Source organism: Sphingomonas phyllosphaerae, from assembly GCF_036946485.1.
Lineage (GTDB): Bacteria > Pseudomonadota > Alphaproteobacteria > Sphingomonadales > Sphingomonadaceae > Sphingomonas > Sphingomonas phyllosphaerae_E.
On sequence record NZ_JAQIJA010000006.1, the window covers coordinates 464,291 to 479,691 of the forward strand.

The window sequence follows — 15,401 nt, forward strand, 5'->3', positions numbered from 1 at the left end:
CGCGACAATATCGTCGTTTCGTCGCGCGCGGGCTTCCCGCGCGCTTGCCCTTTTGCGCATTTGAAGGTTAGGGGTTGCGTCCCATGGCGCGGTACATTTTTATCACCGGCGGCGTGGTTTCCTCGCTCGGCAAAGGTCTCATGGCGGCGAGCCTCGCTGCGCTGCTTCAGGCACGCGGCTATCGCGTGCGCATCCGCAAGTTCGACCCGTATCTCAACGTCGATCCGGGCACGATGAGCCCGTATCAGCACGGCGAGGTCTATGTGACCGACGACGGTGCGGAGACCGATCTCGACCTCGGCCATTACGAGCGCTTCACCGGCGTCTCGGCGCGCCAGTCGGACAATGTCACCTCGGGGCGCATCTACAAGACGATCATCGAGCGCGAGCGGCGCGGCGATTATCTCGGCGCGACGGTGCAGGTGATCCCGCACGTCACCGACGCGATCAAGGCATTCGCGCGCGCCGAGACCGACGACCTCGACTTCGTGCTGTGCGAGATCGGCGGCACGGTCGGCGATATCGAGTCGCTGCCGTTCATCGAGGCAATCCGCCAGCTCAAGAACGAGGTCGGGCGCGGCAATGCGATCAGCATTCACGTCACCCTGGTGCCGTATATCGCCGCCGCCGGCGAGCTGAAGACCAAGCCCACCCAGCATTCGGTGCGCGAGATCGCCGCGCTTGGCGTGCAGCCCGACGTGATCGTCTGCCGCTGCGAACAGCCGCTGCCCGAGTCGGAGCGCGCCAAGATCGCCTTGTTCTGCAACGTCCCCGAAAGTGCGGTCATCCCCGCGCTCGACGCCAAGAGCATCTATGCGGTGCCGCTGCAATATCATGGCGAGGGGCTCGATTCGGAGGTGCTGCGCGCCTTCGGCATCACGCCGTCATCGGCGCCCGACCTCAGCCGCTGGGAAGAGATCGTCGAGCGGCTGATGCACCCCGAGGGCGAGGTGACGGTCGGCGTCGTCGGCAAATATGTCGGGCTGCAGGACGCGTACAAGTCGCTCAACGAAGCGCTGGTGCACGGCGGGATCGCCAACCGCGTCAAGGTCAACATCCGCTGGATCGACGCCGAATTGTTCGAGGGCGACGATGACGGCGAGATCGCCGCGCATCTCGAGCCGTGCCACGCGATCCTCGTCCCCGGCGCGTTCGGGTCGCGCGGCGCGGAGGGCAAGATCGCCTCGGTCCGCTTCGCGCGCGAGCATAACGTGCCCTATTTCGGAATCTGTTTCGGAATGCAGATGGCGTGCGTCGAGGGCGCGCGCGATCTCGCCGGGATCGCTGGCGCCTCGTCGACCGAATTCGGGCCGACTCCGGAGCCGGTCGTGGGGCTCATCACCGAGTGGATGGGCGAGCGCGGGCTGGAGAAGCGCGCCGAGAACGGCGATCTGGGCGGCACGATGCGGCTCGGCGCTTATCCGGCTTCGCTGACCGGCAACAGCGTCGTGTCTTCGATCTACGGCAGCGACTCGATCAGCGAGCGGCATCGCCACCGCTATGAGGTGAACACCTCGTATCGCGAGGCGCTGGAGAAGGGCGGGCTGGTGTTCTCGGGCATGTCGCCCGACGGCACCTTGCCCGAGATCGTCGAGCGCCCCGACCATCCGTGGTTCGTCGGCGTGCAGTTCCACCCGGAGCTAAAGAGCAAGCCGTTCGAGCCGCACCCGCTGTTCGCCAGCTTCATCGCCGCTGCGGTCAAGCAGAGCCGGCTGGTCTGACGATCGCCGTCATTGTGTGCGTAGCGAAGCAATCCAAGGCGTTCTGACCCGACCCTGGATCACTTCGTTGCGCTCGTAATGATGAGGCGGCCGCCCCCATTGCCTCCCGCTTACGTGCACGTTAACCTATCGTTTACAAAGATAAATGGGAGGATGGCATGATCGGACGGGTGACGGCGCTGCTGTGCGCGGCGGCGATGACGGCGACGGTTCCGGCGGCGGCGCAAACGACGGTGCCGCCCTTTTCATCGCTGACGGTGTTTGGCGACAGTCTCGTCGACGCCGGCAACATCCGCAAGCTCGGCCTCGGTGCCGATCCGGCGCTGGGTTACGTCGATGGCCGGTTCACCAACGGCTACGATTACACCGACCTGCTGAGCCTCGCGATGTACGGCACGCCGACGGTGGCGTCGCTGAACGGCGGGACCAATTACGCCTTCGGCGGTGCGCGCGCGACCGACACCACGCCGGTGCCCGACGCGCTGGAGCAGGTCGGGCTCTACGAGGCCGCGCTCGCCAAGGGTGGCAAGGTCGATCCCAATGGCTTGTACGTCCTGAACTTCGGTGGGAACGACGTGTTCGCGGCAGTGAAGGGCGTGGATGCCGACGTTTCCGATCCCGACGCCTTCCTGCTTGCGGCGGCGCAGAATTATGCGGCCGCGGTCGGCGCGCTCAACAAGCTCGGCGCGCGCAACATCCTGCTGACCGGCTTCCCCGTCGCGACGGCAGGCACGCCGCTGGCCTATTCGGTCAAGGCCGAGATCGATCTGACGCAGGAACTCGCCAAGCTCGATCTGGCGACCGACACCCGGTTGATGCGCTACAGCTATCTCGATTTCTTCCAGCGCGTGCAGGCCGATCCGGGCGCCTTCAACCTGCCGGACCCGTTGATCCTGCCAGAAGACAAGAAGCCGCTGACCACCTGTCAGGGCGCGGGGGCCTTTCCGGCGTGCACCGGCTATTTCTCGTTCGACGGCATTCACCCGACCGCCGCGATCCATCAGGCGCTCTTCACGGACATCAACGGCAAGTTCGGCTTCGGGTTGACCGCCGTGCCGGAGCCGACGACCTGGGCGATGCTGGTGCTGGGCTTCGCCGCCGTCGGTGCGGCGCTCCGTCGCGATCGTCGTCGGCGCGTGGCTGCCTGAACGCGCGCCGAGCGTTATTGCACGGACCGCGGGCATAGGAAGCAAAAAAGGGAAAGGCGCCCGAGCCTTGCGGCCCGGACGCCCCCACCGGCGCCTCGAAAGGGAGCAAAGAGACGCCGATCCCGATCAGGCGGCCTGTGCTTCGTCGGCCGCCTTGTTCTCGACAGCGGCCAGCGGCGCGCCGGTCTTGATCGCGATGGTCTTCGGCTTCATCGCCTCGGGCACCTCGCGGACCAGATCGATCACCAACAGGCCGTCGTTCAGCCGTGCGTCCTCCACGAACACGAAGTCGGCGAGTTCGAACCGCCGCTCGAAGCTGCGGTTGGCGATGCCGAGGTGGAGGAACTGGTTGTTGTCCGCCTTGTCATCCTTCTTGCCGGTCACGAGCAACAGGTTCTGCTGCGCGACGATTTCGATCTCGTCACGGCTGAACCCGGCAACGGCCAGCGTGATGCGGTAGCGGTCCTCCGCCACGCGCTCCAGGTTGAACGGCGGGTAATTTTCGGCGCTGCTCCGGGCATTGGCCTCGATGAGGTCGAACAGCCGATCGAAACCGATCGTGGAGCGGCGATAAGGGGTCAGATCGAAACGCATCGTCAAATCCTCCAATGAGCTATTTGAAAGCGGCGCCCGCCGTTGCGCGGCGCCTGTTTCGTGCGGCCCGGGGTCCGGCACCGCACGAACGTGAATTTGGGGCCGATGCGAAGCGATTCAAGGGGGCGACAAACACCTAGTTTGTTGATGGGGTATTGGAGGTGCGGCAAAGAGTCGGTTCGAGAATCAAAAGGGGTATCTGAATGTCCGTCACGCTCGCTTTGCTTCTGGCCGCTCAGGCGACGGCGCAGCAGCAACCGCCCGCACCGGTCGTCGTCGGCGAGCGCGAGACGGTGCCGACGACGCCGGGCGACCCCGACCGGACCGAGGAACAGGTGCAGCGCAGCTCTGCCGCCGCCGACGTCGTCGTCACCGCACGGCGGCGTGCCGAATCGGCGCAGAACGTGCCGATCCCGATCTCGGTGGTCGGGGTGAAGGAACTGGACGCGACCGGCAGCTTCAACGTCCAGCGCCTCCAGCAACTTCAGCCGACGTTGCAATTCTATTCGACCAATCCGCGCAATTCCTCGGTCAACATCCGCGGGCTCGGCGCGCCGCTCGGGCTCACCAACGACGGGATCGAGCAGGGCGTCGGCATCTATATCGATCAGGTCTATCTGAGCCGCGTCGCGGCGGCGACGCTCGACTTCCTCGACGTCCAGCAGATCGAAACGCTGCGCGGGCCGCAGGGAACGCTTTACGGCAAGAACACCGTCGCGGGCGCGATCAACATCACCAGCAAGGCGCCCAGCTTCACGTTGCAGGGACGCGGCGAGGTGTCGGTCGGCAATCTGGAGTTCAAACAGGCGAAGGCGTCGATTTCGGGTCCGCTGACCGACAATGTCGCGATCCGGCTTGGCGTGTCGACCACCAGTCGTCGCGGCACGATCTACAATGTCGCGAGCAATCAATATGTGAACTCGCAGGACAATCTCGGCATCCGCACCGCGATCCTGTGGAAGGCGACCGACGATCTCGATCTGACACTGTCGGGCGATTATTCGCGCCAGAACCCGAATTGCTGCGCGCAGATCTTCGTGCGCGTCGGTCAGACGCAGCGCCCGCTCAACCGCCAGTTCGACCAGCTCGCCGCCGCGCAGGGCTATGAACCGCCCAGCCGCAACCCGTTCGACCGGCTGACCGACCTCGACGCGAAGCTCAGCGCGCGCAACCAGCTCGGCGGGCTGTCGTTGCGCGGCGAGCAGCGGCTGGGCGACGGGACGCTGACCTCGATCTCCGCCTATCGCTTTTGGGACTGGTTGCCGGCGAACGACCGCGACTTCACCGGTCTGCCGATCACGACGCTGTCGCAGAACCCGACGCGGCAGGATCAATATACCCAGGAATTCCGCTACGCCGGGAAGGCCGAGCATTTCGACTACGTGCTGGGGCTGTTCGGTTTCTACCAGACGATCCACACCACCGGCACGCAGCGCCAGGGCCCGGCGGCGAGCCGCTGGCTGATCAATCCGTCGAGCACCCTGTCGCGCGACCCGTCGGTGCTCAACGGCCTGACCGCCGCGAACGACATCCGCCTCAAGAACTTCTCCGGCGCGATCTTCGGCAAGGTCAACTGGAACCTGACCGACGCCTTCACGCTGTCGCCGGGCGTGCGGCTCAACTATGACGACAAGACCGGCAGCTATGTCAGCGTGGTGCGCGACGGGCAGGGCAATCTGGTGCCCGCGACCGGCGGCACCGCGCGTCAGGCGGCGCAGCGCGACGCGATCCAGCCGCAGGAATTCCGCGACCAGAAGTTCCGCGAGTGGAACGTCTCCTATGACCTGACCGCCTCGTACAAGCCCTCGCGCGACGTGCTGTTCTACGGCACCTATGCGCACAGCTTCAAATCGGGCGGGCTCAATCTGAACGGCGTGCCGGTCGTCGGCGGCGTGGTGCAGACCCAGCTCGCGCAGGTCGCCCCCGAGAAGGTCGACCATTTCGAGCTGGGCGCGAAGTCGCAATTCTGGGATCGCAAGGTCACGCTCAACGTGACCGGCTTCTGGACCGAGATCAGCGATTATCAGGCGGTGGTCAACAACAGCTCGACCTCGACGTTGCGCGGCTATCTCGCGAATGCCGGCAAGGTGCGGGTGCGCGGTGTCGAGGCCGACTTCTCGATCCGGCCGAGCGACCGCGTCAGCCTCTACACGAACGGCGCCTTCACCGACCACAAATACGTCGACTTCAAGAACGCGCCCTGCCCGCCCGAATTGTCGGGCGGCACCAACAGCCCGGTCGTGTGCGACATCTCGGGTCAGTGGCTGCCGGGCATTTCGAAATTCGCGGTGTCGTATGGCGGCGAGTATAATCTGCCCGGAACCGTCTTCGGCAAGTCGGGGGAGGCCTATGTCGGTGTCGACGCCAATTCGCGGACGAAATTCTCGTCCAATGCCTCGCGGTCGATCTACACCGATGTCGATGGCTATACGCTGGTGAACGCGCGGCTCGGTTTCCGTACCGACAGCGGGGTCAACGTGTTCGGCTGGGTGCGCAACCTGTTCGATACCGAATATTATGAGGTGCTGGCGACGACGCCGGGCAATACCGGCCTCATCGCCGGTAACGTCGGCGATCCGCGGACCTATGGCGTGACGATCGGGTTCGGGTTCTGAGGATCGCCGTCGTACCCCACATCGTCGCCCCGGACTTGATCCGGGGCCCCGCTGCTTTGCGACCTGGTGAGAAGCGGGATCCCGGGTCAAGCCCGGGATGACGGAGATTGTTCCTTGAATGTACCCCGGCGAAGGCCGGGGCCCAGGTGGGAAGGCGCTTCCGGATAACCCGCAGCGCCAGCCAAGTGCCGACGACAAAGCCGCCGGCGTGACGTCGGACGGGATCGGCCGGGGCCGACCCGCCGGCCGTTTGGCGCGCTGCTTGCTTCGCTTGCACCGGCGGCGGACGCCGCCGCCTTCGCCCCAAAAGCAAACGCCCGGGCCGTTCTTCACGACCCGGGCGCCTGCGTGACGATCGCTCGTCAGCCCCCTATCCAGCCCTCCGCCCGCGCGCTTTTCCCGAAGGATCAGCGGGGCTTGATGGCGTTCCCCGAACCACGGCCTTTTGCCTGTGTGCCAGTGCCCGCAGGTATGCGGCGCGCCTTGTTCGCTGTCGATACAAATGAACGGCGGCAAAACCGATTGCGGCGACTATGTGACGATTCCGCAACAGCCCCCATTGCGCATCCCAAGGCGGCTCCCTATCGCAGCCTGCATGTTGCTGTCCCGCTACGAGAGCATGATCGCGCGGCGATATCTGCTGCCGGGCAAGGGCGAACGGTTCATCGTGCTGGTGGCGGGGTTCTCGCTGGGCGCGGTCATGCTGGGCGTCGCCGCGCTGGTGATCGTCATGAGCGTCATGAACGGCTTTCGTGCCGAGCTGTTCGACAAGATCGTCGGGCTCAACGGCCATGCCGTGGTGCAGGGCTACAACAACCGGCTCGACAATTGGCAGCGCGTCGTCGAACTCGCGAGGGCGACGCCGGGGGTGACCAGCGCGGTGCCGATGATCGAACAGCCGCTGTTCGCGACCTACAACGGCCGCGCGGAGGCGATCCTGCTGCGCGGGATGCGCCCCGAGGACATCCGCACCAATGCCACGATCCGCACCAAGATCGTGGCCGGCAGCCTCGCGACGCTGACCCCGAACAGCGGCAATGTCGCGATCGGCGCGCGGCTTGCCGAGCAACTCGGCGCGACGATCGGCTCCGACATCACCGTCATCAGCCCGCTCGGCCGCTCGACGCCGTTCGGCACGATGCCGCGCAGCGTCAGCTATCGGGTTGGCGCGATCTTCGAAGTCGGCGTCTACGATTACGACAAAGCCTATGTCGTCATGCCGTTGCAGGATGCGCAGACCCTGCTGCTAACCGGCGACACCGTCGGCATGATCGAGTTGCAGACCACCAATGCCGACAAAGTCGGCGAGATCCTCGCCCCGCTCGCCAAGCAGGTACAGCCGTACGGCGTCATCAGCGACTGGCGCCGCCTCAATTCGGAACTGTTCGACGCATTGGCGGTCGAGCGTGTCGCGATGTTCGTGGTGCTGTGCATCATCATTCTGGTCGCGGCGTTCAACATCGCCAGCTCGCTCATCATGCTCGTTCGCGCCAAGACTCGCGACATCGCGATCCTGCGCACAATGGGCGCCAGCCGCGGCGCGATGCTGCGCATCTTCATGACGGTCGGCACCACGATCGGCGTGCTCGGCACCTTCGCCGGGCTGGCACTCGGGGCGGTGTTCCTGTTCTTCCGCCAGTCGGTGGTCAATTTCGTCCAGCTCGTCACGGGTCAGAACCTTTGGGACCCGTCGATCCGCTATCTCACCGAATTGCCGTCGAAGGTCGATCCCGTCGAGGTGACCGCGATCGTCATCATCACGCTGCTGATGACCTTCCTCGCTACCGTCTATCCAGCGCTCAAGGCGGCCAATACCGATCCGGTCGAGGTGTTGCGTTATGAATAGCGTACCCGCGGCCTGCGACGGCACATCCGCGGTCCTCCAGACCACGGGCCTCGCGCGCAGCTTCACGCAGGGCGAGACGACCATCCACGTCCTGCGCGGCGTCGACCTGTCGGTGCGCCCCGGCGAGATCGTCGCGCTGCTTGGGCCGTCGGGCTCGGGCAAGTCGACCTTGTTGCAGGCGGTCGGACTGCTCGAAGGCGGCTTCTCCGGCTCGATCCGCATCGCCGGAACGGAGGCTGCGAAGCTCGACGCGGCGGGGCGCACGGCGCTCCGCCGCGACCGGCTGGGGTTCGTCTACCAGTTCCACCACCTGCTGCCCGACTTCAACGCGATCGAGAATGTCGTCCTGCCGCAGCTCATCCAGGGCGCAGAGCGCGCGCCGGCCGAGGAGCGGGCGGCCGCGCTGCTCACCGCGCTCGGCGTCGGCCACCGCTTGACCCACCGTCCCTCGGCGCTGTCGGGGGGCGAGCAGCAGCGCGTCGCGGTCGCGCGGGCGCTCGCCAACCGCCCGGCACTGGTGCTCGCCGACGAGCCGACCGGCAATCTCGACGAGGCCACCGCCGACCGCGTGCTGGCCGAGTTCCTGCGGCTGGTGCGCGGGGAGGGCTCCGCTGCGCTGGTCGCGACCCACAACGAGCGACTGGCGGCGCGGATGGACCGTGTCGTCCGGCTCCACGAAGGGCAATTGGAGGTCGCGGGATGAGCGACGCGGCGTGGCGGACGGCACCGACGCTGGTCGGGCGGCATGTCACGCTGCGTCCGCTCGAGCGGACCGATCGCGCTGACCTGCTGACAGCGTTCGAGGGGCTGACGCAGCTCTTCGCCACGGTTGTTCCTACTTCGGCGACGATCGATGGCTGGTACGATCTGCTGGAGGCGCAACAGGCCGCCGGGCGCGCGCTGCCGTTCACCGTGCTCGATGCCGATGGACAGGTCGCAGGCGCCACGCGCTTCCTGCGGATGAACGAGGGGCATCGGCGCGTCGAGATCGGTGGCACGCTCTACGCGCGCCGGGTACAGCGTACCGGATTGAATACCGAGGCGAAGCGGCTGTTGCTCACGCACGCCTTCGATGTCCTCGGCTGCCAGTGCGTGCAATTGCGGACCAACTGGCACAATCGTCCCTCGCGCGAGGCGATCGAGCGGCTGGGCGCACGCATGGACGGCGTGCTGCGTGGGCATATGGTCACCTCAGAGGGCGAGGTGCGCGACACGGTCGTTTATTCGATTCTCGACCATGAGTGGCCGCAGGTTCGCCGCAATCTCACCTATCTGCTGGAGCGCGGACGATGACGACGATCACCGACCTGACCGTCACTGGCGCGGATGGCGCGCCCGTTCCGCTCGAACAATGGCGCGGGCGAGTGCTGCTGATCGTCAACACCGCCTCCAAGTGCGGTTTCACGCCGCAGTACGAGGGGCTGGAGGCGCTCCATCGCCGCTATGCCGACCGCGGCTTCGCGGTGCTCGGCTTCCCATGCAACCAGTTCGGTGCGCAGGAACCCGGCGACGCGGCGGAGATCGCGAACTTCTGCACGCTGACCTATGACGTGACCTTCCCGGTGTTCGCCAAGATCGACGTCAATGGTGCGCAGGCCGATCCGTTGTTCGAGCGGCTGAAGGCGGAGGCGCCGGGCGTGCTCGGGACGAAGGCGGTGAAGTGGAACTTCACCAAATTCCTGATCGACCGCGATGGCAAGGTCGTGCGCCGCTACGCGCCGACGACCAAACCCGAGGAGATCACCGCCGACATCGAGGCGCTGTTGTAGTCGATGTTCGGCGATCGCGTCGTGCTCGGCTGCATGTTCGGGCTGATCCTCGCGATCTTGGCGCTGCTGCTGGTCGCGATGGCGCTGGTGCATGTCGCGGCGAGATAACCCTATCATCATCCCGGACTTGCTCCGGGATCCCGCTTCTTACTTCGGTCGGCAGGAAGAAGCGGGGCCCCGGATCAAGTCCGGGGCGACGAACAAAAGGTCTGTTGATCGAATACGCCTCACCCCGGCATCGCGAATGCGTCCGCGCCCTTGCGGTGATCGCTTGCCGCGGTGATCGCGGTCACGCCGCCGACCAGGAAGCTCACTCCCAGGATGAACCCCGGCAGCGTCAGCGCCGACCACGGCACCGTCGCGAGGATGAACCCGGCCAGCAGGATGTTCACCACGCCCAGCGCGATCATCAGCCCGCGCCGCCGCCGCATCCGGAAGCCGAGCACGATTTCCAGCACGCCGCGCACCAGCAGCCAGACCGTCACCATCAAGGTCAGCGACAGCGCGCCGGTCGCCGGCTCGAACACCATCACCGCGCCGACGATCACGGACAGCAGGCCGAACAGCACCGCGTAGACGCGACCCTCATGGCCCTGCCCGAACAACCCGGCGGCGATCGAGAACACGCCCGAGACGAACAGCAGCGCGCCGATCACGACGGTCGCCGCATAGGTCGCCGCGAATGGCCACACGAACGCCGCCACGCCGAGCAGCACCGACACCACGCCGTATGCCATGATCCAGCCCCAGCCGGCGCCGGTCGCCGCGCCGGGGATGCCGAACCCACGTTCCGATGAAGCTCCGAATTGTGCCATGTCGATCACTCCATTTCGGCGGGCGAACGGGTCGGCGTGTTCAGGGTTCCGTGTGTGGCGGCGGGGATGGTCGAATCGGGTCGGCCGGCCTAGGTATAAGCGATGCCGCATTCCGGGTTCGTGCCGCTCCGCATCTTTTCCAGCTACACCATGCTTGATGGCGCGATCGAGCCGAAGGCGATCGCCAAGCGCGCGGCCAAGCTCGGCTTCCCCGCCGCGGCGCTGACCGACCGCAACGGGCTCTACGCCGCGATGGCGTTCTCGGACGCGGCGATGGGCGCGGGCGTGCAGCCGGTGATCGGCACGATGCTCGGCGTCGCGCGCCCCGACATGCCCGAAAGCGTCGCGACCGCGGTCGACTGGATCGCCCTCTACGCGCAGGACGAGACGGGCTACGACAATCTCTGCGCGCTGGTCAGCCATGCGCATCTCGACCGCCCGCTCGAACTCGCGCCGCATGTCGCGTTCGAGGTGCTGGAGCGCCATTCCGCGGGGCTGATCGCGCTGACCGCGGGCGGCGAGGGCGGGGTGGCGCGGCTGTTCGCCGAGGACCAGCCGGAGCGCGCCATCGCGTACGCCGACCGCCTCCACGCGATCTTCGGCGACCGACTGTATGTCGAATTGTGCCGCCGCGACGATGCGATCGAGGACAAGGCCGAGCCGCTGCTGCTCGACCTCGCCTATGACCGCAGCTGGCCGATCGTCGCGACCAACCCATGCTGTTTCGAGGAAGCCGATTTCGGCGACGCGCATGACGCGATGCTGTGCATCGCCTCGTCGAGCTATGTCGAAAGCGAGGATCGCCCGCGCAGCTGCGGCCATGCGTGGATGAAGCCCGCGATCGACATGGCGGCGCTGTTCGCCGATCTGCCCGAGGCGCTCGCGAACACGCTGGTCGTCGCGCAGCGTTGCGCGGTCGCCGCGCCGAAGCGCAAGCCGATCCTCCCCAGCCTCGCGGGCGACCGCGAGGGCGAGGCGGCGATGCTCCGCAACGATGCCGCCGCCGGGCTGGAGGCGCGGCTCGACCGGATCGAGGAACTCGGCGCGCAACCTGCCGATGATCCGAACTGGCGCGAGACCTACCGCCAGCGGCTCGCGTTCGAGGTCGACGTCATCATCCAGATGGGCTTCCCCGGCTATTTCCTGATCGTCGCCGACTTCATCAAATGGGCGAAGGATCACGACATTCCGGTCGGACCGGGACGTGGTTCGGGTGCGGGCTCGGTGGTCGCCTGGGCGCTGACGATCACCGATCTCGATCCGATCAAGCTGGGCCTGCTGTTCGAGCGCTTCCTCAACCCGGAACGCGTGTCGATGCCCGACTTCGACATCGACTTCTGCGAAACCCGGCGTGGCGAGGTGATCCGCTACGTACAGGAGAAATACGGCCGCGATCAGGTCGCGCAGATCATCACCTTCGGTAAGCTCAAGGCGCGCGCGGTGCTCAAGGACACCGGGCGCGTGCTCCAGATGAGCTATGGCCAGATCGACCGGCTCGCCAAGCTGGTCCCCAACCATCCGACTGACCCGTGGGACCTCAAGCGCGCGCTGAACGGCGTGCCGGAGATCGCGCGCGAATATTCCAACGACAATCAGGTCCGGCACCTCTGGGACCTCGCGACCAAGCTGGAGGGGCTGCCGCGCCACTCCTCGACCCACGCTGCGGGCGTGGTGATTGGCGACCGCCCGCTCGCGCAGCTCGTCCCGCTCTACCGCGATCCGCGTTCGGACATGCCGGTCACGCAGTTCGACATGAAATATGTCGAAGGCGCCGGGCTGGTGAAGTTCGACTTCCTCGGGCTCAAGACCCTGTCGGTGCTCAAGAAGGCGGTCGAGCTGCTCAAGAAGCGCGACATCCACGTCGATCTCGACGCGCTGCAATGGGACGATGAGGGCGTCTACAAATTGCTCCAGCGCGGCGACACGGTCGGCGTGTTCCAGTTGGAATCGGAGGGGATGCGCCGCACGCTGTCGGCGGTGCGCCCGACCAATTTTGGCGACATCGTCGCGCTCGTCTCGCTCTATCGCCCCGGCCCGATGGACAATATCCCGTCGTTCGGCCGGCGCAAGCAGGGGACGGAGGAGATCACCTATCCGCACCCGCTGCTGGAGCCGATCCTTGCCGAAACCTACGGCATCTTCGTCTATCAGGAACAGGTGATGCAGGCCGCGCAGGTGCTGGCGGGCTATTCGCTCGGCGGCGCGGACCTGTTGCGGCGCGCGATGGGCAAGAAGATCAAGGCGGAGATGGACGCGCAGCGCGCCACCTTCGTCACCGGCTGCGCCGAGCACAACCAGATCCCCGCGCCTTATGCCAACCAGCTTTTCGACTTGATCGACAAGTTCGCCGGCTACGGCTTCAACAAGTCGCACGCCGCGGCCTATGCATTGCTCGCCTATCAGACCGCGTGGCTGAAGGCGCATCACCCGGCGGAATTCTTCGCCGCGTCGATGTGCTACGACCTGCACCTCACCGACAAGCTGGCGATCTTCGTTGATGACGCGCGGCGGCTCGGCATCCCGCTGCTGCCGCCGTGCATCAACGGCAGCGTCGCGGAGTTCGACGTCCAGCTCAACGACGAGGGCCAGCCCGCCGTCCGCTACGCGCTCGCCGCGCTCAAGTCGGTCGGCGAGGGCGCGATGGAGAAGCTCTGCGAGGAGCGCACCACCGCCGGACCGTTCAAGAGCCTCGACGATCTCGCCGCGCGCGTCGACCCGCGGCTGCTCAACAAGCGCCAGCTCGAAACGCTCGCCGCCGGCGGTGCCTTCGACGCGCTGGAGCCCAATCGGGCCGGCGTCCATGCCGTCGCCGAGACGGTGCTCGCGATCGCCGCACGCACGCACGAGGGTCGGACGAGCGGGCAGGGCGGGCTGTTCGGCGACGATGCCGGCGCGGGCGACGCGATCAAGCTGCCCGCCAATGCGCGCTGGTCGCTCGCCGAGCGGATGGAGCAGGAGAAGGAGGCGTTCGGCTTCTATTTCTCCGCGCACCCGGTCGACCGCTACCGCCACCTCGCCAAGACGCACGGCGCGCGCACCTACGTCACCCTCGGCGAGTTGCAGATCGCCGATGGCGCGCGGGTGATGGCGACGATGGCGGTGCTGGTCGAGGAGGCGCGGTGGCGCACCTCGGCGCGCGGCAAGCGCTATATGATGGCGACGCTCTCCGACGCGACCGGCCAGTTCATGGCGACCTGCTTCGACGACGGCCCCGCCGCCGATCTCGAGGAAGCCGCCAAGAACGGCGGCTGCGGGCTGGCGACCGTCGAACTGGACCGCCGCCCCGGTGAGGAAACGCCGCGCGTGACGGTCAAGTCGATCAAGCCGTTCGAGACGCTCGCCACCTCGACACGCTTCGCGCTGGAGGTGCATGTCGCGGACGCCAGCGCGGTGGCGGGGCTCGCGGCGTTGATCGGCCCGCTGCGTGGCGCACGCGGCAAGGTGACGCTCAAGGTGCCGATCGGTGAGGGCGAGATCGCGACCGTGATCCTCGACCGCGACTTCGCGCTCGACGCCGAACTCGCCGAACGGATCGAGGCGCTGCCCGGCGTAACCAGGGTCGAGTTCGAGGTCGAGGAAACCCGGCTGCGGTCGGTGGGGTGACCGCGTTCTAGAGCCGATCGACATTCACCGGACTCCCTCTCTCATTCGTCATCCCGGACTTGATCCGGAATCCCGCTTTTGCTGCGGCTGCCGAAGAAGCGGGGCCCCGGATCAGGTCCGGAGCGACGAAAGAAGGAAGCTGACGATCCATCAAATGGCTGGTCAGTCACGATAATACCGAATGTCGATCGGCCCTAGCTAAAACAACTCCCCCTGCGCTCCCGCCGGCTTGCGGAACAGGTCGCAGCGCAGGTCTAACTTGCGTCGCCGATCGGGAAACCCCGCCTTGGTCCGCGCGATCCGGAAACGCGTGCGCAACAGCTCCGCCCACGGCCCCTGACCCTTCATCCGCATCCCGAAGCGCGGATCATTGTCCTTGCCCCCACGCAGCGACTGGACGATCGCCATCACCTTGCCCGCGCGATCGGGATAATGCTCGTCGAGCCAGGCGCGGAACAGCGGCGCGACCTCCCATGGCAGCCGCACCGGGATGTACGATACCCCCAGAGCCCCCGCCGCCGCCGCGCGGGCGACGATCGTCTCGACCTCGCTATCGGTGATCGCCGGGATCACCGGCGCCATGTTGACATAGGTCGGCACCCCCGCGTCGCTGAGCGTGCGCACCGCCGCCAGCCGCCGCTCCGGCGCGGTGGCGCGCGGCTCCAGCGTCATGGTCACGCGGGGATCGAGCGAGGTGACCGACATCGCCACCGCCACCAGCCCCTTCGCCGCCATCGGGCCAAGCAGGTCGAGATCGCGCACTACCCGGTCCGACTTGGTGGTGATGACCAGCGGGTGGTCGCATTCCGCCAGCACCTCGATCAGGGATCGGGTGATCCGCCACTCGCGCTCGATCGGCTGATAGGGATCGGTGTTCGTCCCCATCGCGATCGGCGCGCAGGCATAGCCCGGCTTGCCCAACTCGGCGCGCAGCAGCGCGGCGGCGTCGGGCTTGGCGAACAGCCTGGTTTCGAAATCCAGCCCCGGCGACAGATCGTGGAAGGCATGGCTCGGGCGTGCGAAGCAATAGATGCAGCCATGCTCGCAGCCGCGATAGGCATTGATCGAGCGGTCGAACGGCACATCGGGCGACTGGTTGCGCGTGATGATCGTGCGCGGATGCTCGACGGTGACGGTAGTGCGTAACGGCGGAGGCGCACCGTCGATCAGCGTGCGGGCGTCGCGCCAGTCATCGTCCTCTTCCGCCTGCGGCAGATTGAAGCGCGTGCTGCGCGTGTTGAGGGTCGCGCCGCGGTGCGGCCGTGGATTCACCATTGCGCGAGGCTATCG

At 66.6% G+C, this 15,401-nt stretch carries 11 protein-coding genes; 8 read left to right on the forward strand and 3 right to left on the reverse strand.

Going from position 1 to position 15,401, the window contains the following annotated elements; genetic code table 11:
• The first annotated feature begins 83 nt into the window (after window positions 1–83).
• Both PGN16_RS17955 and PGN16_RS17960 read left to right on the forward strand, forming a co-directional pair.
• Window positions 84–1,721, forward strand: a complete 1,638-nt coding sequence (locus PGN16_RS17955) for a CTP synthase (RefSeq protein WP_335310723.1) — start codon at window positions 84–86, stop codon at window positions 1,719–1,721.
• 158 nt (window positions 1,722–1,879) lie between these two features.
• A complete protein-coding gene (locus PGN16_RS17960) occupies window positions 1,880–2,869 on the forward strand; it encodes an SGNH/GDSL hydrolase family protein (RefSeq protein ID WP_335310724.1) in 990 nt (329 codons plus the stop codon).
• A 126-nt stretch (window positions 2,870–2,995) separates the two neighbouring features.
• On the opposite strand, the gene PGN16_RS17965 is transcribed toward PGN16_RS17960, so the two are convergent.
• On the reverse strand, window positions 2,996–3,463 hold the full coding sequence (locus PGN16_RS17965; protein ID WP_335310725.1) for an Hsp20 family protein: 468 nt from the start codon (window positions 3,461–3,463) through the stop codon (window positions 2,996–2,998).
• Window positions 3,464–3,666: 203 nt separating this feature from the next.
• On the opposite strand from PGN16_RS17965, the gene PGN16_RS17970 reads away from it, so the two are divergent.
• From PGN16_RS17970 to PGN16_RS17990, 5 genes are all read left to right on the forward strand, one after another.
• Complete coding sequence (locus tag PGN16_RS17970) at window positions 3,667–6,078, forward strand: TonB-dependent receptor (protein ID WP_335310726.1); 2,412 nt, start codon at window positions 3,667–3,669, stop codon at window positions 6,076–6,078.
• 595 nt (window positions 6,079–6,673) lie between these two features.
• Window positions 6,674–7,924: a lipoprotein-releasing ABC transporter permease subunit gene (locus tag PGN16_RS17975; protein ID WP_335310727.1), complete on the forward strand. Its 1,251-nt coding sequence runs from the start codon at window positions 6,674–6,676 to the stop codon at window positions 7,922–7,924.
• Window positions 7,917–8,627 carry an ABC transporter ATP-binding protein gene (locus PGN16_RS17980; protein ID WP_335310728.1) on the forward strand — a complete coding sequence of 237 codons (711 nt, stop codon included), beginning with the start codon at window positions 7,917–7,919 and terminating at the stop codon, window positions 8,625–8,627. The genes PGN16_RS17975 and PGN16_RS17980 overlap by 8 nt, the downstream gene beginning before the upstream one ends.
• Window positions 8,624–9,217: a GNAT family N-acetyltransferase gene (locus PGN16_RS17985; protein WP_335310729.1), complete on the forward strand. Its 594-nt coding sequence runs from the start codon at window positions 8,624–8,626 to the stop codon at window positions 9,215–9,217. Before PGN16_RS17980 ends, PGN16_RS17985 begins: the two co-directional genes overlap by 4 nt.
• Window positions 9,214–9,693 (forward strand): glutathione peroxidase, encoded by a 480-nt coding sequence (locus PGN16_RS17990; RefSeq protein ID WP_335310730.1) that lies wholly within the window; start codon window positions 9,214–9,216, stop codon window positions 9,691–9,693. Before PGN16_RS17985 ends, PGN16_RS17990 begins: the two co-directional genes overlap by 4 nt.
• Before the next feature lie 227 nt (window positions 9,694–9,920).
• Here the strand turns inward: PGN16_RS17990 and PGN16_RS17995 are convergent, their stop codons facing one another.
• On the reverse strand, window positions 9,921–10,508 hold the full coding sequence (locus PGN16_RS17995) for an HdeD family acid-resistance protein (protein WP_335310731.1): 588 nt from the start codon (window positions 10,506–10,508) through the stop codon (window positions 9,921–9,923).
• A 102-nt stretch (window positions 10,509–10,610) separates the two neighbouring features.
• Here PGN16_RS17995 and dnaE point away from each other — a divergent pair, with 102 nt between their 5' ends.
• Window positions 10,611–14,111 carry a DNA polymerase III subunit alpha gene (gene dnaE / locus PGN16_RS18000; RefSeq protein ID WP_335310732.1) on the forward strand — a complete coding sequence of 1,167 codons (3,501 nt, stop codon included), beginning with the start codon at window positions 10,611–10,613 and terminating at the stop codon, window positions 14,109–14,111.
• Between the two features lie 198 nt (window positions 14,112–14,309).
• On the opposite strand, the gene PGN16_RS18005 is transcribed toward dnaE, so the two are convergent.
• Window positions 14,310–15,386 carry a PA0069 family radical SAM protein gene (locus tag PGN16_RS18005; RefSeq protein ID WP_335310733.1) on the reverse strand — a complete coding sequence of 359 codons (1,077 nt, stop codon included), beginning with the start codon at window positions 15,384–15,386 and terminating at the stop codon, window positions 14,310–14,312.
• Window positions 15,387–15,401: the final 15 nt, after the last annotated feature.

Coding starts and splice junctions, on each gene's coding strand:
- PGN16_RS17980 (WP_335310728.1), top strand. CDS start 7,917: ATGAATAGCGTACCCGCGGCCTGCGACGGCACATCCGCGGTCCTCCAG.
- dnaE (WP_335310732.1), top strand. CDS start 10,611: ATGCCGCATTCCGGGTTCGTGCCGCTCCGCATCTTTTCCAGCTACACC.
- PGN16_RS17955 (WP_335310723.1), top strand. CDS start 84: ATGGCGCGGTACATTTTTATCACCGGCGGCGTGGTTTCCTCGCTCGGC.
- PGN16_RS17965 (WP_335310725.1), bottom strand. CDS start 3,463: ATGCGTTTCGATCTGACCCCTTATCGCCGCTCCACGATCGGTTTCGAT.
- PGN16_RS17975 (WP_335310727.1), top strand. CDS start 6,674: ATGTTGCTGTCCCGCTACGAGAGCATGATCGCGCGGCGATATCTGCTG.
- PGN16_RS17985 (WP_335310729.1), top strand. CDS start 8,624: ATGAGCGACGCGGCGTGGCGGACGGCACCGACGCTGGTCGGGCGGCAT.
- PGN16_RS17970 (WP_335310726.1), top strand. CDS start 3,667: ATGTCCGTCACGCTCGCTTTGCTTCTGGCCGCTCAGGCGACGGCGCAG.
- PGN16_RS18005 (WP_335310733.1), bottom strand. CDS start 15,386: ATGGTGAATCCACGGCCGCACCGCGGCGCGACCCTCAACACGCGCAGC.
- PGN16_RS17990 (WP_335310730.1), top strand. CDS start 9,214: ATGACGACGATCACCGACCTGACCGTCACTGGCGCGGATGGCGCGCCC.
- PGN16_RS17960 (WP_335310724.1), top strand. CDS start 1,880: ATGATCGGACGGGTGACGGCGCTGCTGTGCGCGGCGGCGATGACGGCG.
- PGN16_RS17995 (WP_335310731.1), bottom strand. CDS start 10,508: ATGGCACAATTCGGAGCTTCATCGGAACGTGGGTTCGGCATCCCCGGC.